The organism is Paenibacillus sp. FSL H8-0104 (assembly GCF_038050215.1).
GTDB lineage: Bacteria > Bacillota > Bacilli > Paenibacillales > Paenibacillaceae > Paenibacillus > Paenibacillus amylolyticus.
In genome coordinates this window covers 2,480,418-2,506,175 of the sequence record NZ_JBBOTC010000001.1, presented here as the reverse complement: position 1 = coordinate 2,506,175, position 25,758 = coordinate 2,480,418, and the positions used below count along the sequence as shown (strand labels likewise).

Genomic DNA, 25,758 nt, shown 5'->3' with positions numbered 1-25,758 from the left:
GAGAATCCCAAGACTTATGAAATATTGGAAAAAGATCACACTTGCCCTACTCGCCATGCTCACATGCTCCATTACACTATATTCATATGCCGTAACTCACCCAACGAATGCACTGTCACACAAAGCCTGCACATCCTGGGACATAGTCAAACGCAAAGCATTCGAGCTGTCACACACTGACTTCTCTAGCCAATCTGCGCTGGATCGTTCTAACTTTAGGATTGAACAAGGTACCGCTACAGAAGTTCCTGTGCTGATGTATCATTACATAGAGCCCAAACTGAATAATCACGAGACAGATAATAAATCCATCATTAATCTGGAGGATTTTGAGCAAAATATGAAATACCTGCATGATGAAGGCTACCGCTCGATTACATTGAATCAGCTTGAACAATATGTTAGCGGGAAGATTTCCCTGCCACAGAAGTCCATTGTGATTACCTTTGATGACGGATACCAGAACAATTATACTTTAGCTTACCCTGTGCTTCAGAAATATAATTTTCATGCCTCGCTGTTTGTCATAGGCAGTAAAATTCAGGATCAACCTTCGGTATTTGAGCCCGCCATCAACAGTTTCATCTCCAAGCCAGAGATGCAGGCAGCAACCGACGTATTTGAGTTCAACAGCCATACCTATAACCTGCATCATAAGGGATTTATGCGCTGTGGGACCAGCGTACCTGTCGGTCTGGACACCAGTCTTCTGGATGATGATATCCAGCAAATGAAGGAAATCGGAATAGACACACCTTATTTGGCCTATCCTTTTGGTTATACCAGCACACAGATGATCTACAAGTTACAACAACATGGATATCGCATGGCCTTTACCGTAAAGTCTGGATTTGTGCATCCAGGAGATCATCCCATGAGGCTGCCTCGCTTGACGGTCACGACAGGTACTGATTTGGCGACGTTGCTTCAACCCAAATCCAATCCGCAGAACGAATTACCTGCATCGGAGAATGATCAGTAAAATCTAGATTTTAACTTCACCGCCCGGATACAGAGTCGAGCTATACAGCCTTTTGAGCTGAGGCTTGGCTCTTTTTGCATCGGTAAGTGATAATGTCATCGGAGAGCTGGAATAAATCACTGCTTCCTCTGCGTCATAGATGATGATCTGCTCTTTCCCCGTCTGAACCAGGTCTGCATGTACCGCATATCCCTCTTTCGGGAATTCAGTAACCGTTTTCATATCTCCATCTACCAAAGAAGGCAACACATCTCCCCCTCGGCGATACGCCAAAATATAATCGAGTCCACCCTCATCCCAGTTACACACAGGCTCTATAATGGTTAACCAGCCCCGAGTTGTGCGGTTTTCTTTCCAAATTTCTTTACCAGCGCTATCCAGCATGAACATTCCATCCTTACCATGCTCATCCCCCCGGACAATCCGGTCCAGACCTGCAATCTGTAAACCTTCCATTCCAGTACAAAAATGGCCTAACGCAATATGCTGTGATTCAATTGAATCTTCATAACGCCATTTCTCATTTCCGTAGCGGTCCATCATGACCGTAACACTGCCACCAATGACAACCTCGACTTGCCCATCAACGTCAACGTCGCCAAACCATATACAGTCAGCATGATCATCGAGATTCTGACAAGACCATAATAATGTCCCATCATGATCCAGCATGTCATATCCGGCCATCACTTCATCTTTCCCATCTCCATCGATATCGTATACCCATGGAAAATGTCCTGGATTCCCTTCATGCTTCCATAACAAATTAAAATCATGGTCGAGTGCCCACAACGTCTTATAGCGGTCTTTCAGTATAATGTCCATTCTATGCTGGTTACCCGTCAGGTTGGCGAGAATAATGCAGTCATGTGCTTCATCACCTGGCAGATCACGTGTTTCTTTGATCTCTCCGGTCCGGCCATCCAACACGAGAAATTGTTTGTCCATCACACACAACACTTCATTATTTCCATCTCCATCCCAATCTGCGACCTGAGCGGGATAGTCTGAACCCGGACCCCCTGCATCGGGATCAGGAGTTCCGACCTGCCATAGTAATGTTCCTTCCAGATCAAACGCAGTCAAACAACATACCTGATGCGGGACATACCGATCGTCTATACCCCCATCTGCCTGTACCAGCAACATTTCAAGTCTGCCATCCCCGTTTAGATCTCCTAAAAGCATTTTGCAGCGTTCTCCGGCTTGGCTAATATTTAGACTGGCGATTTCATAAGGCTGAATGCTCATCATCTTCCTCCTCAGCTTATCGTTGTTATTCAAATCCAGCTGAGTTCACCATAAAGAAAACCCCTATTTTTTACAACCCTATTATGTGGTCATGCAAAAATGTTCAAAGTTGCAAAAAAGTGCCTACGTAATTAAACGATTTAAACGAATGATTTTAAGCCCACTCTAAAAACTCAAGACGATTGCCAAAAGGATCATTTATATAAAAACGTCTTACACCTTCATCTACTCTTGCTTCGTCATCGACAATATGAATTTGGTTATGAATGAGATGATCACGTAACTGATCCAAATGTTGTACATGAAATGCCGGATGAGCTTTTGTGGCGGGAATAAAATCTTTTTGTACCCCAATATGCACTTGGTGTCTGCCACACTCGAACCATACACCACCCCGTTTTCTCAGAATTTCAGGTTTGGGAATCTCCGTCCAGCCCAGAACTTTATTGAAAAAATGACGTGCCTCCTCTTCACAGCCTTCTGGTGCTGCGAGCTGAATATGATCAAGATCAATAATATTGTAATTCATTCTTACACCGCCTTTGGTTTCATTTAGTGAAACTTAGTTTTAAAATATACCTCCATTTTATAGAATTACCCAATGAATATCCAGCTTTCTTTACAAAACACATAAGAAAAGCCAACCTTTGGTATCAAGGTTGGCTTTTTCAAACTCTATAAAAAGATATATTTACGTGTTTATACGATACATATACTTATTCTGTGCTATGTTTACGGTTTGAGCGTATCTTTTTCAACCAAATACGTTCTTTATCCGTCAGATCAGCCGTTTCCAACATCTCCGGTCTGCGCTCCAGCGTACGAAGCAACGACTGTTCTCTGCGCCATGCCTCAATGTTCAGATGATGTCCCGACAACAGCATATCCGGTACTTTCATGCCCCTAAACTCGGGTGGACGTGTGTAGTGTGGATATTCGAGGAGTCCAGTACTGAATGAATCCGTCACAGCACTTGTCTCATTGCCAAGCACACCGGGAATAAGGCGTACGATGCTGTCGATCGCAACCATAGCAGGCAATTCCCCACCAGTGAGCACGTAATCACCAATGGATAGTTCATCCGTCACGAGAAATTCGCGAATTCGCTCATCGTAACCTTCATAATGTCCACATATAAAAATCAAATGATCTTCCTGTACAAGTTCTTCTGCTTTTTTCTGTGTAAACGTCTCACCTTGCGGACACATTAAAATGATACGTGGAGCTTTCATGGTTGCCGCGGCTTCTCCGCGTTGCTCCAGTACATCTTCAACAGCAGCAAAAATCGGATCTGGTTTTAGCACCATGCCTCCACCCCCACCGTAAGGAGCATCATCGACCGTATTATGTTTATTTGTGGCATAATTACGGAAGTTGGTTGCACCGAGGGACACCAGCCCCTTCGTTTGGGCTTTACCCAGAATGCTTGCTCCGAATACGCCATCAAACATCTCCGGGAAGAGTGTTAATACATCCACTTTCATGTTACAGCAGCCCTTCCATCAGGTGAATCTTCACTTGCTGCTGTTCGATGTCCACATCAAGTACTACATCATCAATAACGGGAATCAGCACTTCTTTACCTGCTGGCGTTTTGACAACCCATACATCATTGGCACCCGGAGTCAAAATTTCAGAGATAGTTCCAAGCGTTTCACCCTCTTCGGTGATAACCGAACACCCAACGATTTGATGGAAGTAGTATTCACCTTCCTCCAGCTCAGCGAGGTTCTCTTTTAACACTTTGGCCATACCGCCTTTAAACTTCTCTACTTCATTAATATTGCCATACTCTTTCAGACGAAGAATATACATATTTTTATGCAAACGTGCAGATTCCACGTTAACCATGACTGGATGATTATCTGGTGTAAAGAAAAACAACTCTGCATTTTTCGCGAAACGCACTTCTGGGAAATCGGTTATAGGCATGATTCTCACCTCACCGCGAATTCCATGCGTATTAACGATTTTACCTACATTCATAAACTCTGCCATAATTCCTCCTAAAATCCATTCATATGGTACTCATATTTGATGATCTCCATGCGACCGTTCCGGTTACGGATCGTTCTTCGGATCGCTGTTATCCCCTAATTTTTTTAATTATTTTTAAAGGTGAAAATCCGGTGATAAAGGCGAGCGCTGACGCTTCTTCAGAATCGATTCCGTACCCTTCACTACTTCCGCAAATAATCATACTTAACGAGCTATTTCAATCATATTATTTAAGTTTCAGCATGCACGAAAAGGGGCTAGGACATGCATCCTAACCCCCTTTCGTATATCTTTAAGATATGATATCAACGGTAACCCGTTTATCCATCTTAACTGCTGCTGATGTGACGACCGTACGAAGTGATTTCGCGATTCGTCCCTGTTTACCAATTACCTTCCCGACATCGTCAGGATGAACGGTTAACTCATAAACGACAAGCCGGTCTTTCTCAACCGTCCGAACCGTCACATCTTCCGGATGATCGACTAAAGCCTTAGCAATTATGCTTACTAATTCTTCCATAGATGACCCTCCGAATCAGCACTTTATTTAGATAATTTAGACTCGTGGAACTTCTTCATCACGCCCGCTTTGCTAAGCAAGTTGCGGACAGTGTCAGATGCTTGTGCACCGTTTTGAAGCCATGCCAATGCTTTATCTTCATCGATCTTAACAACAGCCGGTTGTTCAACCGGGTTGTAGTAACCGATCTCCTCGATAAAACGACCGTCACGTGGGGAACGGGAATCCGATACCACTACGCGGTAGAAAGGAGCTTTGTGAGCACCCATACGTTTCAGACGAATACGAACTGCCATTTGAAAATTCACCTCCTTCAATGAAATCTGTATATGATCCAGCTTCGCTTAAATCAACGGAAAGGAAACTTCATTCCTTTACCGATACCTTTAAGCTGCTTCATAGCTTTATTTTTACCGCCGCCTTTAGGTCCCATCATATCCGAGAACTGTTTCATCATGCGGCGCATCTCATCAAATTGCTTGATCAGACGATTTACTTCAGCCAGAGATGTTCCGCTTCCGGTAGCAATACGCTTCCGGCGGCTATGGTTGATCATGTCCGGGTTACGTTTCTCTTCGGTCGTCATTGAGTAAACGATCGCTTCGATCCGGCCCATCTGTTTATCATCAACCTTCAGATCCTTGGCTTGTTTCATCTTGCCCATGCCGGGAATCATATCCATGATCTGGTCGATTGGTCCCAGCTTTTTCACTTGATCCATCTGCTCCAGGAAATCTTCAAACGTGAATTCTGCATTACGCATCTTCCGTTCCATTTCCTTGGCTTTATCGGTATCAATGTTTAATTGTGCTTTCTCAATCAGAGATAACATATCACCCATACCGAGGATCCGTGAAGCCATACGTTCCGGGTGGAACGGCTCCAAAGCGTCAAGTTTCTCTCCAAGGGAAGCAAACTTGATTGGACAACCCGTAACTGCTTTGACGGAAAGCGCAGCACCACCACGAGTATCTCCATCCAGCTTGGTCAGGACAACCCCGGTCAGATTAAGCTGCTGGTTAAAGTGTTCTGCTACGTTAACCGCATCCTGACCTGTCATGCTGTCTACAACAAGCAGTACTTCATCCGGATTCACTACGCTGTGAATCTGGCGAAGTTCTTCCATCAGTTCTTCATCAACATGCAGACGTCCAGCTGTATCGATAATAACATAGTCATTACCGTTATCCTTCGCATGTTGAAGACCTTGACGTGCGATCTCAACAGGGCTTGTCTGATCTCCCAGTGTGAATACCGGCGCTTTGATCTGCTCGCCAAGTACTTGCAACTGTTTGATCGCTGCGGGACGATAAATATCTCCTGCAACAAGCAATGGTCTGCTGTTTTGCTTTTGCAGCATTTTAGCCAGTTTACCCGATGTGGTTGTTTTACCAGCACCCTGCAAACCAACCATCATCAGCACCGTAGGCGGTTTGTTCGCTTTAGCCAGTTTCGCTTGGCTTCCACCCATCAAATCCGTTAGTTCCTTGTTAACGATGTCGATGATGACCATTCCTGGCGTGAAGCTCTCCATCACTTCTTTGCCAACAGCCTTCTCTTTCACCTTGGCGATGAATTCCTTGACCACTTTGAAGTTTACATCCGCTTCGAGCAATGCCAGACGTACCTCGCGCATAGCCTCGGCTACATCTTCATCAGACACCTTGCCTTTGCCGCGCAGCTTGCTGAACACATTCTGTAATCGGGTCGTTAATCCTTCAAATGCCATGATCCCACCTCCTTAAGCTTTAATACTGTTTGCAAGACCGATACGTTCCGCTCAGCCAATATTTCATTCACTAAGCTGAGCAACGATATCGTGTATTTGTTTGTTGTTATCAATGGAGACGCCTGCGCGTTCCAATGCATTTTGCAAATCTTCAAGATTGCGATTACGCCGTTCATGCTTTTCCAGCAAGCCCAGCTTGCTTTCGTAATTTTCCAGCACTTGTTCGGCACGCTTGATATGCTCGTATACCGCCTGGCGGCTGATCTCAAACTCGGCTGCAATTTCACCAAGTGAGAAATCGTCATGAAAGTAATACTTTAGAAAAGTCTGCTGTTTCTCGGTAAGTAACAATTCATAAAAAGCAAACAGCAAGTTAATCCGGTTTGTCTTCTCAAGCCGATTTTCTTGACTCACATCGGGGCACTCCCTTCGTCAAGGAAAAACACTTTACACTCTTGCAACGTTCCTAATAATACCTAAAACAAATCAGGTTGTCAAGCAAAAATACTTGTCACAATAAAAACAGCTCTGATGATACGTTATTTCGATGTTTAACGGGTAGTTTATGCCCTTCTTCACTACAAGCAAATTCTATCTGTGTCCCTGCGACCCACCTCTATGTAGAAGAAAAAACGAATGCGTCTCAGTCCGTGGAGATGCATCCGTCTATGGTGTTCTAACGAAGTGGTGTCAGGTACAGCAGTACCATAAAGAAATGAAGAATACTGCCTGCTAACACAAAGAGATGCCAAATCGCATGGTGGTACGGAAATCCACGCCATACATAAAAGAGCGTACCAAGTGTATACATCAGGCCTCCAGCAACCAGCAACACAATGCCGCCTGTAGGAATGGCCGCCATAAGAGGTTGCCAGGCAATAACGATCAGCCAGCCCATCGCAATATAGAAAATCGTGGACATGAATAGAAACTTTTTCGTAAAAAATGCCTTAAAGATCACGCCGAATAATGCGATACCCCAGATTATGCCAAACAGGGTCCATCCAAGTGTACCGCGAACAGCAATAAACAAAAGCGGAGTGTACGATCCCGCAATAAATAAATAAATGGAAGAATGGTCGAAAATCTCAAATAAATCTTTCACTTTTCCATCTTTCCATGCATGCACGAGTGTAGAACTTGTATAGAGCAACAGCATGGTGATTCCGTAGATCGTGAAACTGACCACATGCCAAGCCGTGCCTTTCATACTTGAAAATACAATCAATATCACCAGTGCAGCTACACTGAGTGCAGCGCCGATTCCATGTGTCACCGCATTGGCGACTTCTTCACGGCGAGAATAGGTATACGTATTGGCCATTTTCAACCGTCCTTTCTAACCCTTTAACATTGCCTGCTTTATTCCTCCATTATACACGTATTGCCAGTGACATTACACGTGACACTTATCACGTATATCACTGGCAATACGGTTAACATTATTAATTCATTCTATTATTAATGATTCTAGGAATTAGCTTCCTCTTCTTCAGCACTTTCCGCTGGCTGTTCTTGGATCAATCCGGCGAACAAGGCATGCACAAATTGCTCCGAATCAAACGGCTGCAGATCATCAATTTTCTCACCCAGTCCTACGAGCTTCACAGGCAAGTCCAGCTCCTGACGGATCGCAACAACGATCCCCCCTTTGGCTGTTCCATCCAGTTTCGTCAGTACGAGGCCAGTTACACCGCTTTTCTCACCGAAAAGTTTAGCCTGGTTTAAAGCATTTTGACCTGTTGTTGCATCCAGTACCATCAGTACTTCATGCGGAGCATCCGGAATTTCACGCTGAATGACACGATAGATCTTGTTAAGCTCGTCCATCAGGTTAGATTTGTTTTGCAGACGACCTGCTGTATCACAGAGCAGAACATCCGCACCCCGTTGTTTCGCTGCTTGTACCGCATCATACATAACCGCTGCTGGATCAGAACCAGATTGCTGTTTGATCACATCGACACCGGCACGTTGCCCCCATACTTCCAGCTGTTCAATGGCTCCGGCACGGAACGTATCTCCAGCTGCCATGATGACTTTTTTACCTTGTTGTTTAAATCGATGTGCCAGCTTGCCAATCGTTGTTGTTTTACCAACACCGTTAACACCAACAAACAAAATGACGGTAATGCCATCCGGGTTCATTTTCAATTCGTTATTCTGTTCACCGCGAAGAAGACCCGTCAGTTTCTCGGACAATACAGGCTGCAGCTCAGCCGCATCCTCAATTTTGCGTTTTTTCACCTCAACGCGCAGGTCTTCGATCAGATTCATGACTGTATTCACACCAACGTCTGCTCCGATCAAAATCTCTTCCAGTTCTTCATAGAACTCTTCATCGATTTTTTTGCGACGGATTACGAGATCCGACACTTTTTCCACTAACCCTTTACGTGTCTTTTCCAATCCATCCTTAAACTGTTTGGTGACCGACTCCGTTTTGCTTGCAATGCTGTCTCTAAGCTTTTTAAAAAAACTCATAAAGCCCCTCCATCGTGTACATAATCTAAGCGGTTTTGCAAAAATGCTCAATCTGAATGATTTTCAATGATTACAATGAGTTCGTTTGTCTCGCAGGTTTGGATCAGATCAGGCAATTACTGCTTCCTCATCTTCCAGTTTAACCGAAACGAGCTTGGATACACCGCCCTCTTCCATTGTAACACCGTACAGCACATCTGCCTCTTCCATCGTACCTTTACGATGGGTAACAACGATAAACTGTGTCTGTTCGGAGAATTCACGCAAGTACTGGGCAAAACGTACCACGTTAGCTTCGTCCAGCGCTGCCTCAACTTCATCCAGCACGCAGAATGGTACCGGTTTGACATGCAGAATAGCAAATAATAAAGCCATCGCCGTCAAAGCCCGTTCCCCACCGGATAACAGTTGCAGGTTTTGCAGTTTCTTGCCTGGTGGCTGAGCCACGATATCTATTCCCGTTTCAAGCAAGCGCTCCGGGTCCATCAGAACAAGGTCAGCACGTCCCCCGCCAAACAGCTTGCTAAACACGGTACCGAACTCACGGCGGATGGCATCAAACGTAATCTTGAATCGCTTCGCCATCTCGTCTTCCATTTCCCGAATAACCTGATACAACGTTGTTTTAGCTTCCACCAGGTCATTCTTCTGTTCACTCAGGAACTCGTATCGCTCATTGACTCGCTGGAACTCCTCAATCGCTCCCAGGTTCACATCACCCAGGGCGGATATACTGCGCTTCAGCTTCTGTACCTCTGCCTGTGTATGCTCCACGTCTTCCGGTACAGGATAACGCTCTTTGGCCAGTTCATAGCCCAGTTCGTATTCATCCGTCAGCTTTCGCAGTATATTTTCCAGCTCAACATCCAACCGGTTCACGGAAATTTCCGTCTGTCGCATCTGTTCTTCCACAGCTTTTAACTGCGTGCGCTGTTCCTTCGTTTCGCTCTCGGCAAGCTCAAGCTTTTTCGACAACTCACTTCGGGCAGCACGTTTGAAGTCCAGATCCTGAGAAGCTTCCGCTTTTTTCAGCTTATACTGGTTCAGATCTTCAATCTGTTTAACACTCTCGGTCTGTGTTTTCTTGAGATCTGCTTCCATCGAAGCCAGCAACGTGCGATTCTGACGAAGATCTTTCACCAGCGACTCTACTTCCCGCTCCAGACGTCGCAATTGTTCTCCATTGGAGAATCGCTCCTGATCCAGCTTGCCTTCACGCACTTTCAATTCGGTGAGTTGGCTCTGCAATTCTTCCTTCGCGGATTCATTGGCTTTCCGAGCAAACTCAGCTGCATGAATGGCACGATGAGTCGCTTTTTCTTCCTCTTCAAGCTGCTCCAGCTTCTTCACAGCGACGATCCGAGCCGTATCCAGCTCTTTGATCTCTTCGGTAAAGCCGCTCTTCTCCTGCCCGGCAACGGCAACCTGTTCAAGCACATGGCGAAGCTCATGCTCTACCTGTTTCATTTCCATCGAAGCCTGCTGTTCTGCATTTCGGGTATCATCACCGGACTGACGAAGTTCATCCAGTTTGTCCTGACACTGTTCCAGTTGGACTTTTACATCATCCACACTGCGATGCAGTTTCACGATTTGATTTTCCGTATCCAAAATATCCTGGTCGAGCTGGTCCAGCTGCCGTTTCCGGCTGAGCAGACTCACATTTTTCTTGTGCTGGCTACCACCTGTCATGGAACCACCCGCATTGACCACGTCACCTTCAAGCGTCACAACCCGGAAACGATACTGACAGCGAGCCGCAATTTTATTGGCGACCTCCAACGTTTCGGCAATAATAACATTACCGAGCAAGCTGCCAATGATTGAAGCATACTTGGATTCGAATTGTACAAGATCAGCACCGATCCCCACAAAACCCTCCATACCTTCAATCATAGAACGTTCAGCCGCTCCAATGGCACGAGGACGAATGACATCCAGAGGCAGGAACGTTGCACGCCCCAACTGGCGTTGCTTCAGAAAAGCAATTGCCTGTCTGGAAACTGATTCATTTTCCATGACCACATGCTGCAAGGATGCTCCCATTGCTGTTTCTACCGCAAGTTCGATCTTCTCGGGAACTTTTACGAGTTCAGCCACAGCTCCATGAACACCGCTCAGCGTACCTTTACGTGAAGCCTTGAGAACCTCCTTGACACCCAGCATGAATCCGTCAAAATCATCCTGCATCTCTTTCATCGTATCGCGGCGGGAAACTTGAGCTTCACGCTTCTGTTCCCATTTACGGACCGTACCCCGACTTTCTTCAAGCAGCTTCTGCAGCGACTGGAGTCGTTCACTTTCCGTAATGTATCCACCACGTAGATCACTGATTTCTTTGCCCAAACGAACAACTTTTTTCTCAATGTCCGCTTTACGACTTTCCAGTGTCTCTTTTTGATCTTCCCATTTGCCCGATTCCTCAGCCGCGCGATTCATTCTGCGCTCCAGCGTTTCTTTCTGCTGGTCCACATAACGAATTTCATTTCGTGTCTGAGCCATCTGATTCATCAGTTCCAGCAAGTTGCCTTTGAGGCTTTCCTCTTGCTGTTGACTAATGCCACCTGTGACACCGATGAGTTTGGCTTCTTCTTGGGACAACTGATTTCTCACATCATTCAGTTCATGCTCAAGTTTGCCAAACTTCTCACGCAGTGCAAGCAGCTCGGTTTCCCGTTCGCGATGTCTCTCTTCACTGGCGGCAAGCGTTACTTTGAGCTGCTCCTGATTCGTTTGCAGATGGTGCGAGCGCTCCTTGAGCAATTCTCCAAGCCCTTCACTTTTCTCCGTCGCTTCACTGAATTGCAATAAAGCAGCTTGCAGTTGCTCTGTCTCTGTTTCCAGGATACGCAACGCATTCCGGTCATTTTCCAGCTTGGCATCATGCGTAGAGACAATCGCCGCCAGTCCAACCTCTTCCTGTTTTAGCGATTGCAGGCGCTCGTTCGCTTTACTCCAGGACGCATGAATCTGTTCGATCTGGTACACATACATGGAAATTTCCTGCGATTTGAGCTGAGAACGAAGTTCCTTATAGTGGATCGCTTTCTCCGATTGTTCCTTTAGCGGTCCAATCTGATCTTCCAGTTCAGTCACCAGATCATGAATACGCAGCAAATTTTGCTCTGTCTCATCCAGTTTGCGCGTCGCATCCCGCTTGCGGGATTTATATTTAACGATACCTGAAGCTTCTTCAAAGATACCTCTGCGATCCTCTGAACGGGTACTCAGAATCTCTTCGATTCGCCCCTGTCCAATAATCGAGTAGGCTTCCTTACCGATGCCGGTATCCATAAACAGCTCCGTGATATCCTTCAAACGACAAGATTGTTTGTTGATAAAATATTCACTATCTCCGCTGCGATGTACACGACGAGTCACCGTCACCTCACCAAAATCCAATGCAAGTGCGTGATCCTCGTTATCAAGTGTTAGCGACACCTCACCGAAATTAACGGCTTTCCGTGCGTCACTACCTGCAAAGATGATATCTTCCATTTTGCCACCACGCAGCGACTTAGCACTTTGTTCCCCCAGAACCCAGCGAATTCCATCCGATATATTACTCTTTCCACTTCCGTTCGGACCTACAACAGCCGTAATGCCACGAACGAACTCCATCTCCGTTTTGTCGGCGAATGACTTGAATCCACCCAATTCAATCCGTTTTAAAAACATAGGGTTTCTCGTCACCTCCTCTTGCAAATTTCAAGTATTGCATTCCAGCGCCTAAATAAATTGAACCAAAATAAAGTTCACTTATTTAGTTAACGATCAGGTAACCTTCTCCTGAACCTCTCTACAAAAAAAAGAGCAAAAAGCAGTCCGGCCGATTACTTCCGCCGGGGCGGACCCGCGGGCTGCTCTTTGCTCTTCGTTTGTCTATGCGCTATCGGTTAAGCTCCGGCTTCCGGAAGCTTCAGTCGATCAAGTGCTGCAGATGCAGCCTGTTGTTCCGCTTCCTTTTTGGAACGTCCTGTACCTCTGCCAAGCCTTTCTTGACCCATGTGGACCTCCGAGACAAACTCACGTTCATGGGCAGGTCCCCGTTCCTCAACGATACGGTATTCCAAAGCTCCCATATTGTGATGCTGAGTAAGTTCCTGCAGTTCCGTTTTGTAATCACTCATTTGCAGCTTGCTGCCCAATACGATTAATGGGAAGACATGCTGATCAAGAAATGTCCGAACAGGCGCAAGCCCCTGATCCAGATATAATGCACCAATGAAAGATTCAAACACATCCGCCAGCAGAGCCGGCCGTGTCCGTCCTCCAGTTAGTTCCTCACCTTTACCAAGAAGTACATACTGCCCAAAACCCAACACTTCAGCAAATTTGACGAGGGAAGGCTCACAGACAATGGATGCCCGCAGCTTAGTTAATTCACCTTCCGGACGGTTAGGATACAAATGATACAAGTACTCCGATACAGTCAGTTCCAGCACGGCATCGCCCAGAAACTCCAGACGCTCGTTGTCCTGATGCTGACTGAACCGGTGTTCGTTTACATAAGAAGCATGGGTAAACGCTTGTTTTAAAAGCTGCCTGTTGTCAAATTTGATTTGAAGTTTATGTTGTAACTGCTTCAGATCTTCACTCAAACGAACTAGCCCCTTATGCTTCAAATTTTTTGAGAATAATGGTGGCATTGTGACCGCCGAATCCAAATGAATTGGACATGGCAATATTAACTTTGGTTTGACGTGGAACATTTGGTACATAATCCAGATCACATTCCGGATCCTGATTTTCCAGGTTAATCGTTGGAGCCAGTGTCTGATGTGTCAGTGACAATCCGCAGATAACCGCTTCTACACCACCAGCAGCGCCAAGCATGTGGCCCGTCATGGATTTAGTGGAACTCACGGCGAGCTTGTACGCATGATCACCAAACGCCTTTTTGATCGCAAGCGTTTCGGATCTGTCGCCTACAGGCGTCGAAGTTCCGTGTGCATTAATGTAGTCCACTTCTTCAGGCTCAATACCTGCATTACGAAGTGCCATCTTCATGCAACGTGCTGCTCCATCCGGATCTGGTTCTGTCATGTGATGTGCATCACCTGTCAGACCGTAACCGATCACTTCACCATAAATGCGTGCACCACGTTTTTGAGCATGTTCCAGGGATTCCAGAATCATAACACCAGCGCCTTCGCCCATAACAAAACCATCACGTTCTGTATCAAAAGGACGGCTTGACTTCGCAGGATCATCATTACGTGTAGACATTGCGCGCATCGCACAGAACCCTGCAAGACCCGTTGGTCTGATTGTTGCTTCCGCACCACCACAGATCATGGCATCTGCATCACCATTAGCAATCAGCTTGAAGGAATCTCCGATGGAGTGTGTACCTGTTGCACAAGCGGTAACAACGTTAATGTTAGGACCTTTGGCACCAAGGGAAATCGACATTTGGCCTGAAGCCATGTTGGAGATCATCATGGGAATAAAGAATGGGCTTACCCGTTTTGGACCTTTTTGCAATAATGCATTATGTTGGTCCTCCCACGTACCCAATCCACCAATACCTGATCCGATGGATACACCGAAACGCTCTGCATCAATATTCTCGTTAATTTTCAGACCACTGTCTTCAACGGCTTTGAAGCCGGCTGCCACAGCGAACTGTACAAAACGGTCCATTTTGCGAGCATCCTTGCGATCCATATATTCTTCCGGGTTGAAATCCTTGATCTCGGCTGCAATCTGTGTCGTGTATTCACTAACATCAAACGCCTCAATCTGAGAAATTCCGGACTTTCCTGCCATTAAACTGCCCCAGAACGTTTCCAAATCTTTTCCGAGCGATGTCATTACGCCCATTCCGGTAATTACTACTCTTTGTTTCAAACCGAGTCACCTCTATATCGACTGCATTACGCAAGTATTTTGTGGGAATATCCGCAAACAGACATCTACTCAACCAAGATAGCCTGCTTGAGTAGAGCTGCATGCGGAATGAGAAAAACCAATGAATGATGAGAAGTCCCGCCTGTTCGAAAACATGTGCGGGACTAAAAATGACTTTAGGTATGAGATTGTATGTAGTTTACAACTTCACCTACGGTCGTGATTTTTTCTGCATCTTCATCAGAGATTTCCAAATCAAATTCATCTTCCAATTCCATGACCAATTCCACTACATCCAAAGAATCAGCACCCAAATCTTCTTTGAAAGATGCTTCAAGTGTAACTTCAGCTTCGTCTGCGCCCAAGCGGTCGACGACGATGCGTTTTACACGCTCCAATACATCGGACATCCGGTTCACCTCCTTCTTTGGTATTATACGAGAATCGCAGGCAAAATGCCATAGAAGACATATGCGGCTCCCGGCCGGGGAACCCGGCCTTTTTCCGGCATTTCGGATCGTCCAGCGCCTGTTCCCCGACTATTGATCAAGTCCGGGAAGAATTACATGTACATGCCACCATCGACATGCAACGTCTGCCCTGTCATATAAGATGAAGCCTGTGAAGCCAGGAAAGTGACTACACCAGCGATTTCATCCGGCTGACCCAAACGGGACAACGGAATACCACTTAGCATACCGTCCACCAGCTCCTGGGACAACTCTTTTGTCATATCTGTCTCAATGAAACCTGGCGCAACACAGTTAACTGTGATTCCACGAGAAGCCAGTTCACGAGCAGATGCCTTTGTCAGGCCAATGACTCCTGCTTTGGCAGCAACATAGTTCGCTTGTCCAGCATTACCGAGCACACCTACAACCGAGGAGATATTGATAATTCTTCCCGACCGTTGTTTCATCATTGGACGTGTAACCGCCTTAAGGCAGTTAAACACACCTTTGAGATTGGTTTCAATAACCTGATCGAATTCTTCCTCTTTCATACGCATGATCAGATTATCACGGGTAATTCCAGCATTGTTCACCAGAATATCAACGTTGCCCCATGCTTCGAGTGTAGCTTTGACCATTTGTTCAGCTTCATCCATCAGGCCAACATTGGCTTGAAGTGTAATCGCCTTGACTCCTTTGGCACGAATCGCTTCTGCCACTTCCTCAGCTGCCGCTTGGCTACCCGCATAATTCACGGCTACGTTCGCTCCAGCTTCTGCAAGTGCCAGTGCAATACTGCGCCCAATGCCCCGGGATGCCCCGGTAACAAGTGCATTTTTACCTTCTAATGGTTTAGACATAATCATTCCTCCTTTCCCCAAATCTATATCAGTTCAACCAAAGAATGTTTACACTTGCCACTCCGATGACAGAATAAACTTCCCATCGCTGTTATCCCCAGATTTTTTTGATTCCCTTTTATAAAGGGAAAATCCGGTGATAAAGGCGAACGCTCCGCTTCTTCAGTTTTTTTCTGTCCTCTCCGTTCTCGTGTAAAAAGTTTAGTTTAACTCATATAATTCCTTCTAATTCACTTGCCGTTGCTTCGAGCGTTTCAAGACTGTTCACATTGTACAGTTTTACGGTTTTATCTGTTTTTTTAATCAAACCGGTCAATACACTGCCAGATCCAATCTCGATGAACGTATCCACACCTTGCTCAATAAGCCATGTCACACTGTCTTCCCATAATACAGGAGAATAGACCTGAGCTGTCAACAAATCCTGAACCTGTCCATCCTCTGCAGGTCTTGCAGTCACATTAGCGACTACAGGGACCGCTGCCGGTGAGAACGTAACGGTTTTCAGTTTCTCTGCCAGCTTCTCAGCTGCACCCTTCATCAATGAAGAGTGGAACGGACCGCTTACTTCCAATGCAATGGCGCGTTTACCTCCTGCTTCTTTCACTCGTTCCGCAACAGCAGCTACGCCTTCCTTCACACCAGAAATGACGATTTGTCCCGGACAATTAATGTTGGCAAGTTCAACCGCATGACCACTTTCAGATACGTCACGGCAAAGCACCCCCAGCGCTTCCCGATCCGCACCCAACACAGCAGCCATCGCTCCTTGTCCACCCGGTACTGCCTGTTCCATATACTGACCACGTGCCCGCACAGTGCTCACTGCGTCAGCAAACGAAAGAACGCCCGCTGCCACCAGTGCACTGTATTCTCCCAGACTGTGTCCAGCCGTATAGTCAGGCTGAATTCCTTTTTCTTTGAAAGCTTCCAGCAAGGCAATACTTGCTGTCAACAGAGCCGGTTGTGTATTTGATGTCTGTTTCAACTCGGTCTCCGGTCCTTCAAATACAAGGTTGCTCAGAGAGAAACCCAATGTTTCATCTGCTGTGCGAAAAATTTCGGTTGCCGCAGGCACGGACTCATACGCGTCCTTGGCCATGCCTACAGCCTGTGATCCCTGTCCGGGAAATACAAATGCTATTTTACCCATCTCATTCATCTCCCAGATGTCTATTTTACCAAATGAGTACCGATGCACCCCATGTCAAACCGCCACCGAATCCAACCATCAGAACGGTATCTCCGGCTTTCATGCGACCTTCCTCTGCTGCTTCTACCAGAGCCAGCGGGATGGAAGCAGCAGATGTGTTTGCATACTTATCCACGTTGACTACAACCTTTTCTTCAGGAAGTTCAAGGCGTTGCATCGCAGATTGGATAATCCGAATATTCGCTTGGTGAGGAACAAACAGATCCACATCCGTACGCTCCATACCAGCTTTGCGTAATACCTCAATGGTAGCCGTCCCCATGACACGTACCGCAAACTTAAACACTTCACGACCGTTCATGTTGATGTAATGTTTTTTATTTTCAACGGTCTCTGCAGTAGCAGGCAGACGGGAACCGCCGCCTTCCATCTGAAGAAGACTACCGCCAGCACCTTCGGCACCGAGATCGAACGCTTTGAATCCGCGACCTTCCGGAACTTCACCAACGACTACCGCCCCTGCTCCATCACCAAAGAGGACACAAGTGTTACGGTCTGTATAATCCGTAATACGAGACAAGCAGTCCGCACCAATGACAAGTGCATTGTTGTACATACCGCTTTGGATGAAGCTCGTAGCACTAGCCAAACCGTATACAAATCCGGAACAAGCAGCCGACAGATCAAATGCCGCGGCACCTTTTGCACCCAATTTGTCCTGCAAGATGCAGGCTGTCGATGGGAACGAAGAATCCGGTGTAATGGTTGCAACAATGATCAGATCAAGATCACTGCCTGTCATCCCTGCAGATTCAAGGGCTTTAATCGCCGCTTCGTATGCCAGATCAGAAGTTGCCTGATCGGGTGCAGCGATGTGACGCTCTTTGATTCCTGTACGACTGACGATCCACTCGTCATTGGTATCGACCATTTTCTCCAGATCGCTATTTGTCAAAATTTTCTCAGGCACATATTTCCCTGTACCAATAATCCCTACTGGGCGCAAATTATTCATATCGTCACTCACTTCCCGCTAATTTCCTTAGATATGCTCTCTACCAGGTGATTCTGCACTGCAATCCGAGCTTGGCGCACAGCATTTTTGATGGCATTGCCATCAGCAGATCCATGACTTTTCACAACTAGTCTGCTCAAACCGAGGAGTGGCGCTCCGCCATGCTCCGTATAATCCAGCTTTCGTTTCAACCCACGCAGCTCAGGCATTAGTACAGCTGCAGCCAGTTTACTTTTGAGAGAAGATGAAAATTGTTCCTTAAGCAAGGCGAAAATGGCACCTGCTGTGCCTTCCAGCGACTTCAGCAGGATATTCCCTGCAAAACCGTCACATACAAGCACATCACAAGCACCAGTCAGTACATCACGTGCCTCAACATTACCGACAAAACGAATTGGGAGTTGTTCCAGTAAAGGGTATGCATGTTTGGTCAACTCATTTCCTTTGCCTGGCTCTGTTCCTACATTGAGCAAGCCCACTCGTGGGGACTCAATGCCCTGTACTTTTTGCCGATACAAACTGCCCATCAAGCCATATTGTGCAAGGTGCTCCGGTTTGGCATCCATATTCGCTCCTAGATCCAGCGCAAGCACACCTACATCATCAATCGTTGGAATCATAGGCGCAAGCGCCGGACGTTCAATGCCTTCCATGCGACCTACAACAAGCAAACCCGCTGTCATGAGCGCTCCAGTATTGCCCGCCGAGATCATCGCGTCCGCTTCGCCCTCTTTCAGCATGCGGCCTGCGACCACCATGGAGGCATCCTTCTTGCGACGCACTGCTTTGACGGGTTCATCATCCGAACCAATAACTTCGGAAGCATGCCGGACCGTAAGATTGGCAGGTCTCACACCTGACTGACTCAAAAGAGGTTCCAGCTTGGCTTCATCGCCGATCAGGACGATCTGTGTATCCGCCCATTCCGTGGCTGCGGCAATCGCACCTTGTACCGTTGATGCAGGTGCATTGTCGCCTCCCATGGCATCAATGACGATTTTCATTCCAAATGACCTCCTTCTCCGCTGTCTTCTCCACCTGAATGGTAGATTACAAAGTTGCCTTGAAACACCATTTCTTCACCTACATAAGTGAATACTTCCACTTTGGCTTTGCCCTTTTGACCCGGGATCGATCTCACATAAGCCTTTGCAATACATTTCTCTCCCAAATGAACCGAACGGACAAAGCGAATGTCTGCTGATGCAGTCAACGCGATCTCGTCATTAATAATCGCTACAGCCAAGGAGTTGGCCTGTGCAAAGACATAGTGTCCGCGTGCAATCCCTGTTCTGGAAAACACGTGTTCTTCCTTAATCTCAAACAGGGAAATCCCGCTCTTATCCAGTTGCAGATCCACAATATCACCGATAATCTCATGCAAGGGCAACGAGCGTACCTGATCATACGAGAGCTCTGCCATCAGTTTCATCCGCTCCCGAAGTTCGGGTATTCCAAGTTCCAGCCTGTCAAGACGAATCGTCTGAATACTCACCTTCAATTGGCGTGTAAGTTCCTGATCCGTCACAAACGGGTTCTCTTCTATCATTCTGGTTAACTGCTGTTGCCTCTGTCTCTTCGGTACACGTTCGATGCCTGACACCCCCCGCTGTATCGTTTACGGAACCGTCCCGTCCGGCCAGTTCAACCATTCTTTCGTGTTGCTTCTATAGTTGCATCCCTGGTCACCAGGGTCGTTCTCAAACGGATTATGGTTCATCTATATGTAACGTCAAATCTTAGAACCTGGTACTAAACTATAGTATATCTCATCCCGTGTCAAAAAGAAAGACTGGCCTAACAAAAACAATTCACCCTTCTGGTGCAAGGATTTCATGCTTGTTAGCTCACTCTACCTACACTCTCTAATCCAAAAAAAGTAGCACCTCATCGAAATGAAGTGCTACTTAATGTCCAACTATTATTGAGAGATGATCTCTCTTGCTTTGTACGTTCCGCACACTTTGCACACGTGGTGACTAAGTTTAAGTTCGCCACATTGTTCACATTTCACCATGCCCGGTACAGCCAATTTAAAGTGAGTGCGACGTTTGTCGCGACGCGTCTTGGACGTTCTCCGTTGAGGTACTGCCATTATTCCCACCTCCTTATCAAAATCAACCTTTGCAGGTAGTCTTAAAATGTTCGATTTTCAATCATGCTCATTTAAAAAAATCCTTGAGCCCTGCAAGCCGCGGATCAATAACCTCGTTATCACAACCGCAGTCACCTTCGTTCAGCTCATGGCCACACTTGGGGCATAACCCTTTGCATGTATCGCTACATAGCGGTATAAACGGAAGATCCAGCAGAAAAGCTTCCTCGGCATAACCCTTCAGATCAACGCTATCTCCATCCACATAGAGCGTATCATCGTCTTCGTGTAATCCCTCTGGCTGTTTTCCCTGCTTGAATTGCTCATGAAAATCAATATGAAAATGTTCATTGATTGGCTTAAGACAACGGGAGCACAACATGTCCACTCCTACAGTCAGCTTGCCATGAACATCCACAACGTCACCTTCTCTGAATTCTGCAGATAAGTCCGCAGTCAGCGGGGTAACGGCTGTGATATCTTGTCGGTTAGAAACCAGTTCCTTGATCTCCCACTGTTCGTTAAACTTCAGGGGACCATCACTGGTAGCCACTTTGCGAAATGGCATTAACATTTCCATCACTCCAAACGAAACCAATTTCATAATTCGTATCAAACGTATCACGACAGTTATACAGGTCAAGCCTGCTTTTGTAAAGCAATAAATCCTGACTGTATGTATTCTGACGAATCTTCGTTAAAAGTATTATGAAATTGACTTAACAAACAAAAATCATTATACCGATTTTTCAAGACGTTTGTCAACACTTTTAACTTTACACCCTATTTTAAAACCAATGGCCCAGAACCGTTTACTCCATCTGGTCTATTATAGACTCACTTTAAGATAAACTACAAGTCGTCATTTTAATTGTAGTTCCTTGCAAATAGCGGTCACATTTCGTTAACGTTTAGTGTGATCTATGTCACACAGACCCGCTTGCTCCCTATCTATACTTGCTATAAACCGAAGCATGATCAGCTCCATGACCGATTTATTATCCAACTATTTCATATTATATCGGGAGGGAAAATGTATGTTAAGCGAGCACACCATTAGAGTCATTAAATCTACAGTACCTGTACTTGAAGTCCACGGCGAAGCGATCACACGCCATTTCTATGAAACGATGTTCACAGCTCATCCGGAACTACTGAATATTTTCAATCACGCAAATCAGAAACAGGGACGACAGCAAGCCGCCCTCGCCAATATGGTATACACCGCTGCCCTGCATATCGATAATCTGTCCTCCATCCTGCCTGCCGTCCGGCAAGTTGCACATAAACATCGCAGCCTGGGTATCGTTCCCGAGCAATATGTGATTGTTGGCACCTATCTGCTTCAAGCCATCAAAGATGTACTTGGAGACGCGGCAACGGATGAAATTATCACGGCGTGGGGCGAAGCCTATAATGTCATTGCAGACGCCTTTATCGGGATTGAACAGGATATGTATACGGAAGCGGAAAACCAAACGGGTGGCTGGGAAGGGTTCCGTACCTTCAAGGTTGCCAAGAAAGTGCAGGAAAGTGAAATCATCACGTCCTTTTACCTCGTTCCAGACGATGGCCAGCCCATTGCTAGTTATGAACCGGGACAATACATCAGTATCAAAATCAAACCAGAGGCACAGTCATTTACCCAGATTCGTCAGTATAGCCTTTCAGATACCCCGGGTAAACCCCACTATCGCATTTCCGTTAAGCGTGAGCGAGGTGTATTAGAGCGTCCTGACGGAGTTATCTCAACGTATCTCCACGATCACATTGAAGAAGGTAGTCTGGTGGAGCTATCCGCTCCTGCTGGGGACTTCACGCTGATTGCAGACGATAAGCGGCCTGTTGTTCTCCTGAGTGGTGGTGTTGGCTTAACGCCCATGATCAGTATGTTAAATACGCTGGTTAACTTGAATGAAAATCGCAACATTACATTTTTGCACGCAAGTCCCAATGGTCAATCGCACGCGTTCCGTGATTATGTGGACAGTCTGGCAAAACGTAATCAGGGCGTTAAAGCTTATTATTGTTATACTCAACCTGAGGATGCTGATCGTGAAAATGAGTATTTTCATAAGGAAGGTTATATAGATGCGATCTGGCTTCGTCAAGTGATCGATGAACTGGATTCCACGTATTATCTGTGTGGACCGGTTTCGTTCATGCGGGCAGTGTATACGGAACTTCAGGCGCTTGGTGTTGCAGCGGACAACATTCATTATGAATTTTTTGGGCCAAAAGCAAGTCTATCTCCCGCGCCGGAAAGTGTCTAAAGCGTGCTGATTTATTAAGTTGAAGAAGCCGTTCTCCGAATATCGAAAATCTGTAATATACAATAGATTTGCAGGCACAGTCTGACATCTGCTGATGTTGGAATTGTGCCTTTTTCTTGTCTGAATTGGTGCTTGATTTGATCTAATACATGACATCCCCTATGATGGAATGGATGTTATACATACTCGGTTATCCAATCGAAAGGAGTACGTCTAATCATGAAAGCCGTAGGCGTTATTGTTGAATATAACCCCTTGCACAATGGGCATGTCTATCATTTGCAGGAAGCTCGGCGGCTAAGCGGCGCAGACGCCGTTGTTGCGGTCATGAGCGGCCCTTTTCTCCAGCGTGGCGAACCCGCCATCGTGGGTAAAAGGGCACGCACCGAGATGGCGCTACACGCAGGCGCGGATCTCGTGCTTGAACTGCCGGTTGCGTACGCGGTCCAACCGGCCGAGTGGTTTGCCTTCGGTGCGGTATCACTGCTGCACCGCACCGGCATTGTGGACTCGCTCTGCTTTGGCAGCGAGTCCGGCGACCTGGACAGCCTGCAGCGCATTGCGCGCGTGCTGGCTGTGGAGCCCGCAGGGATGCGCGAGGACATCGCGCGCCGCCTGCGGGAAGGCGCCAGCTACCCCGCCGCGTACGCTGGCGCGGCGGCGGCGCTGGCGCCCGGCGGCGTCGATGCTCACGACGCCGCTGCACTGCTGGAGCAGCCCAACAATTCGCTTGGGCTGCACTACCTGATCGCGCTGCAAAGACTTGGCAGCGCGATCCAGCCCTATACGGCGGCGCGTACCGGTGCCGCGTATCATGAGGCGACGCCCGGGCCGGGGGCGATCGCCAGTGCCACAGCCGTGCGCCGCCTGCTGATGGCGGACGGACCCAACGCCGCCGCGCCATACGTGCCGGCGGCAACCCTTGCCATTCTGCATCGCGAATGGCAAGAAGGGCGCGCTCCCATACACTGGGAGCGCTTTGCACAGCCGCTGTTGCACCTCGCGGCCACCCGCCGTGCCTCCGAGCTGGAACGCATCGCCGAAGTCACGGAAGGCCTGGAACACCGGCTGAGCCGTACACTCACTCAGCTCCCGGAGCCTTCAGTCGAAACACTCCTGAATGCAATGAAGACCAAACGATACACACGCACCAAGCTCCAGCGTATGCTCGCCCACTTGCTCCTGAATCACACCAAAGCCGAGTGTTCACCAGAGCAATTGGCTGCCGGACCCGGATATCTCCGAGTCCTCGGATTTAAGGCTCAAGGGCAGAGCCTGCTTAAACAAATGAAGAAAACCGCGTCACTGCCTGTTGTGCTGAAACCATCGACGTTCACACACAATCAGCTGGAACTGGATATACAAGCTCAGGTTGCGTATGGGCTCGCTTGCGAGCACAGGGACACACGTAGGATGTTCAGTGACTACTATGAGTCGCCTGTGAGACTGTAATCCCCTTTTGACCATAAGGCTTCATCTCTATGGAGCTTTTTATTCCATCATCAAACAGATCATTGACATCCACTGTTCCACACTCAACTATACAATTAAAAAATCCCCTTGTTGCGCGCCTCTCAGGCACCTCGCAACAAGGGGATTTTCTTATTCACTTCTCTTATTCTCTTAATTCTTGTTCTCTTAAATCTTTTGGGTATCTCTACCCCTTTGGGTCTAGTGAGTCTGTTGATCTTCTCAAATCTCTTGATCACATTTCATTCCACTGTAATCAATTATTCCGATTTCATCCGTTCTTTATCCATCCGGTTCAACTCAAATCGATCTCTTCCCGCCCGATTATAACCTATGATTTCACGGACAAGGTTTTCAAATAAGCCAGCGCATCATCCACCGTGCTCACAGGCACAAGTTTCATTTTGGTGCCGATCTGTTCAGCCTTGGCTGCTGCTTCCTTATAGTTATCTTTAGGTACAAAGAAGATCTCCGCTTCTTTTCGATCAGCGGCTACAATCTTGTGTACTACACCACCAATGGCACCCACCACACCCTCCTTGGTAATGGTACCTGTACCCGCTATTCGATGCCCCTTGGTCAGATCTCCAGGTGTTAACTGGTTATAGATCTCCAACGTAAACATCAAGCCGGCAGACGGACCACCAACCTGAGTATCGGTGAAGGAGATCTGTTTGTCCGGATCTTCAGCTTTCACCTTCTGAACCGTACCAATCATTACTCCGAGTCCCGGGCGGGTTTCACCTGTTTTATTGTCTTTTACCTGAATCAGTTTCACATCCCGGCTAATGGTCTCTCCACCACGTTCCAGTTGCATTTCAACCGTATCTCCGACCTTTTTATCTTTTAACTCGGCAGAAAGCACCGTATTATCCGGCGTAGCTGTTCCGTTCACTCCCAGAATGATATCTCCCGGAGCAATGTCTCCTTCCGGTTTTGGATCTTCAGACAGTCCAAATACAAAGATATGTTCAGGTACAATAGAGTAAGTCACACCAGCCTGCTCATATGCAGCCTCCATTGCGGAGGATTGTGAGTCACTCATGAACCACACCTGTTCGGCAGAGTATTCCGCTTCGCTTTTGCCGCGCAGTCGGTCTTCCTTTTTATCCACTTGTGCATTTTTATTGAACAGAGAGGTTCCTAGCAAAAACACGTTGGCATATGTTGCCGACACGGTTGTCATCATGAACACACCGTGTTCTTCCTGGTCTCCGCCCTTAACGGTTACCATTGGTTTTACTTCATCTGCACTGCCAGGCATATATATGATATACGGCGTTGGCATGTACACGGCAACATAGACGACCAGAGCCACCACGATCACAAAGATCGAAGCTCTGAATCCGCCAGATTTCCGAATCCGATTCATCGCATGAGCCTCCGTTCTTTGTATCTCTATATAAGCTGAACTCTACACTAATCAGCAATCGTAATTCCATCTTGTTTAATCATTTTTTTCAAGTCTAACACTCTGGTCCTTGTGCATACAATGGTACAGGCCGGATAGGCCGCTGTATACAATAGCCTGTCCGGTCAAGGCCGAACCGCCCTTCGGGCGTCATTCGGCCGTCCATAACGATTCAGATGCCAAATAGGCGTTATCTGATATGAGGTGAA

At 46.9% G+C, this 25,758-nt stretch carries 25 protein-coding genes; 3 read left to right on the top strand and 22 right to left on the bottom strand.

What is annotated here, in order from left to right; all coding sequences use genetic code 11:
- Positions 1–16: 16 nt before the first annotated feature.
- On the top strand, positions 17–982 hold the full coding sequence (locus NST38_RS11320) for a polysaccharide deacetylase family protein (RefSeq protein ID WP_076249828.1): 966 nt from the start codon (positions 17–19) through the stop codon (positions 980–982).
- Positions 983–985: 3 nt separating this feature from the next.
- Here the strand turns inward: NST38_RS11320 and NST38_RS11315 are convergent, their stop codons facing one another.
- The 21 genes from NST38_RS11315 to NST38_RS11215 form a co-directional block, all read right to left on the bottom strand.
- A complete protein-coding gene (locus NST38_RS11315) occupies positions 986–2,233 on the bottom strand; it encodes a hypothetical protein (RefSeq protein WP_076249829.1) in 1,248 nt (415 codons plus the stop codon).
- Positions 2,234–2,387: 154 nt separating this feature from the next.
- Positions 2,388–2,762 (bottom strand): VOC family protein, encoded by a 375-nt coding sequence (locus NST38_RS11310; protein WP_076249830.1) that lies wholly within the window; start codon positions 2,760–2,762, stop codon positions 2,388–2,390.
- Between the two features lie 187 nt (positions 2,763–2,949).
- A complete protein-coding gene (trmD, locus tag NST38_RS11305; RefSeq protein WP_036670343.1) occupies positions 2,950–3,717 on the bottom strand; it encodes a tRNA (guanosine(37)-N1)-methyltransferase TrmD in 768 nt (255 codons plus the stop codon).
- Position 3,718: 1 nt separating this feature from the next.
- Positions 3,719–4,231, bottom strand: a complete 513-nt coding sequence (gene rimM, locus NST38_RS11300) for a ribosome maturation factor RimM (protein WP_036609454.1) — start codon at positions 4,229–4,231, stop codon at positions 3,719–3,721.
- 292 nt (positions 4,232–4,523) lie between these two features.
- Positions 4,524–4,754: a KH domain-containing protein gene (locus tag NST38_RS11295; protein WP_017689218.1), complete on the bottom strand. Its 231-nt coding sequence runs from the start codon at positions 4,752–4,754 to the stop codon at positions 4,524–4,526.
- A gap of 23 nt (positions 4,755–4,777) precedes the next feature.
- On the bottom strand, positions 4,778–5,050 hold the full coding sequence (gene rpsP / locus NST38_RS11290; protein ID WP_017689219.1) for a 30S ribosomal protein S16: 273 nt from the start codon (positions 5,048–5,050) through the stop codon (positions 4,778–4,780).
- 53 nt (positions 5,051–5,103) lie between these two features.
- On the bottom strand, positions 5,104–6,483 hold the full coding sequence (gene ffh / locus NST38_RS11285; protein WP_076249831.1) for a signal recognition particle protein: 1,380 nt from the start codon (positions 6,481–6,483) through the stop codon (positions 5,104–5,106).
- A gap of 63 nt (positions 6,484–6,546) precedes the next feature.
- Positions 6,547–6,897, bottom strand: a complete 351-nt coding sequence (gene ylxM, locus NST38_RS11280; RefSeq protein ID WP_017689221.1) for a YlxM family DNA-binding protein — start codon at positions 6,895–6,897, stop codon at positions 6,547–6,549.
- A gap of 262 nt (positions 6,898–7,159) precedes the next feature.
- The gene (gene trhA, locus NST38_RS11275; protein ID WP_017689222.1) at positions 7,160–7,807 is read right to left on the bottom strand and encodes a PAQR family membrane homeostasis protein TrhA; all 648 of its coding nucleotides are present in this window, start codon (positions 7,805–7,807) and stop codon (positions 7,160–7,162) included.
- A gap of 146 nt (positions 7,808–7,953) precedes the next feature.
- Positions 7,954–8,967 (bottom strand): signal recognition particle-docking protein FtsY, encoded by a 1,014-nt coding sequence (gene ftsY, locus NST38_RS11270; protein ID WP_036609455.1) that lies wholly within the window; start codon positions 8,965–8,967, stop codon positions 7,954–7,956.
- Between the two features lie 108 nt (positions 8,968–9,075).
- Positions 9,076–12,645 carry a chromosome segregation protein SMC gene (gene smc, locus NST38_RS11265; protein WP_076249832.1) on the bottom strand — a complete coding sequence of 1,190 codons (3,570 nt, stop codon included), beginning with the start codon at positions 12,643–12,645 and terminating at the stop codon, positions 9,076–9,078.
- 218 nt (positions 12,646–12,863) lie between these two features.
- Entirely contained in the window at positions 12,864–13,568 is a 705-nt protein-coding gene (gene rnc / locus NST38_RS11260; RefSeq protein ID WP_036609458.1) for a ribonuclease III, read from the bottom strand.
- A 13-nt stretch (positions 13,569–13,581) separates the two neighbouring features.
- Complete coding sequence (gene fabF / locus NST38_RS11255; RefSeq protein ID WP_036609459.1) at positions 13,582–14,820, bottom strand: beta-ketoacyl-ACP synthase II; 1,239 nt, start codon at positions 14,818–14,820, stop codon at positions 13,582–13,584.
- Positions 14,821–14,996: 176 nt separating this feature from the next.
- Positions 14,997–15,230 (bottom strand): acyl carrier protein, encoded by a 234-nt coding sequence (gene acpP / locus NST38_RS11250; protein ID WP_024630176.1) that lies wholly within the window; start codon positions 15,228–15,230, stop codon positions 14,997–14,999.
- A gap of 152 nt (positions 15,231–15,382) precedes the next feature.
- Positions 15,383–16,132, bottom strand: a complete 750-nt coding sequence (gene fabG, locus NST38_RS11245) for a 3-oxoacyl-[acyl-carrier-protein] reductase (RefSeq protein WP_017689228.1) — start codon at positions 16,130–16,132, stop codon at positions 15,383–15,385.
- A 211-nt stretch (positions 16,133–16,343) separates the two neighbouring features.
- The gene (fabD, locus tag NST38_RS11240; protein WP_076249833.1) at positions 16,344–17,285 is read right to left on the bottom strand and encodes an ACP S-malonyltransferase; all 942 of its coding nucleotides are present in this window, start codon (positions 17,283–17,285) and stop codon (positions 16,344–16,346) included.
- Between the two features lie 25 nt (positions 17,286–17,310).
- Positions 17,311–18,300 (bottom strand): beta-ketoacyl-ACP synthase III, encoded by a 990-nt coding sequence (locus NST38_RS11235; RefSeq protein ID WP_076249977.1) that lies wholly within the window; start codon positions 18,298–18,300, stop codon positions 17,311–17,313.
- Positions 18,301–18,308: 8 nt separating this feature from the next.
- Complete coding sequence (gene plsX / locus NST38_RS11230) at positions 18,309–19,304, bottom strand: phosphate acyltransferase PlsX (protein WP_076249834.1); 996 nt, start codon at positions 19,302–19,304, stop codon at positions 18,309–18,311.
- Entirely contained in the window at positions 19,301–19,849 is a 549-nt protein-coding gene (gene fapR, locus NST38_RS11225) for a transcription factor FapR (protein WP_047842457.1), read from the bottom strand. Before fapR ends, plsX begins: the two co-directional genes overlap by 4 nt.
- Before the next feature lie 372 nt (positions 19,850–20,221).
- Positions 20,222–20,395, bottom strand: a complete 174-nt coding sequence (rpmF, locus tag NST38_RS11220; RefSeq protein WP_017689233.1) for a 50S ribosomal protein L32 — start codon at positions 20,393–20,395, stop codon at positions 20,222–20,224.
- 67 nt (positions 20,396–20,462) lie between these two features.
- The gene (locus NST38_RS11215) at positions 20,463–20,969 is read right to left on the bottom strand and encodes a YceD family protein (protein WP_036609465.1); all 507 of its coding nucleotides are present in this window, start codon (positions 20,967–20,969) and stop codon (positions 20,463–20,465) included.
- Between the two features lie 463 nt (positions 20,970–21,432).
- Here NST38_RS11215 and hmpA point away from each other — a divergent pair, with 463 nt between their 5' ends.
- Both hmpA and NST38_RS11205 read left to right on the top strand, forming a co-directional pair.
- On the top strand, positions 21,433–22,668 hold the full coding sequence (gene hmpA, locus NST38_RS11210) for an NO-inducible flavohemoprotein (RefSeq protein ID WP_076249835.1): 1,236 nt from the start codon (positions 21,433–21,435) through the stop codon (positions 22,666–22,668).
- Between the two features lie 219 nt (positions 22,669–22,887).
- Positions 22,888–24,120 (top strand): nucleotidyltransferase, encoded by a 1,233-nt coding sequence (locus NST38_RS11205; protein WP_076249836.1) that lies wholly within the window; start codon positions 22,888–22,890, stop codon positions 24,118–24,120.
- A gap of 349 nt (positions 24,121–24,469) precedes the next feature.
- On the opposite strand, the gene NST38_RS11200 is transcribed toward NST38_RS11205, so the two are convergent.
- Entirely contained in the window at positions 24,470–25,510 is a 1,041-nt protein-coding gene (locus tag NST38_RS11200; protein WP_076249837.1) for a SepM family pheromone-processing serine protease, read from the bottom strand.
- Between the last annotated feature and the right edge of the window lie 248 nt (positions 25,511–25,758).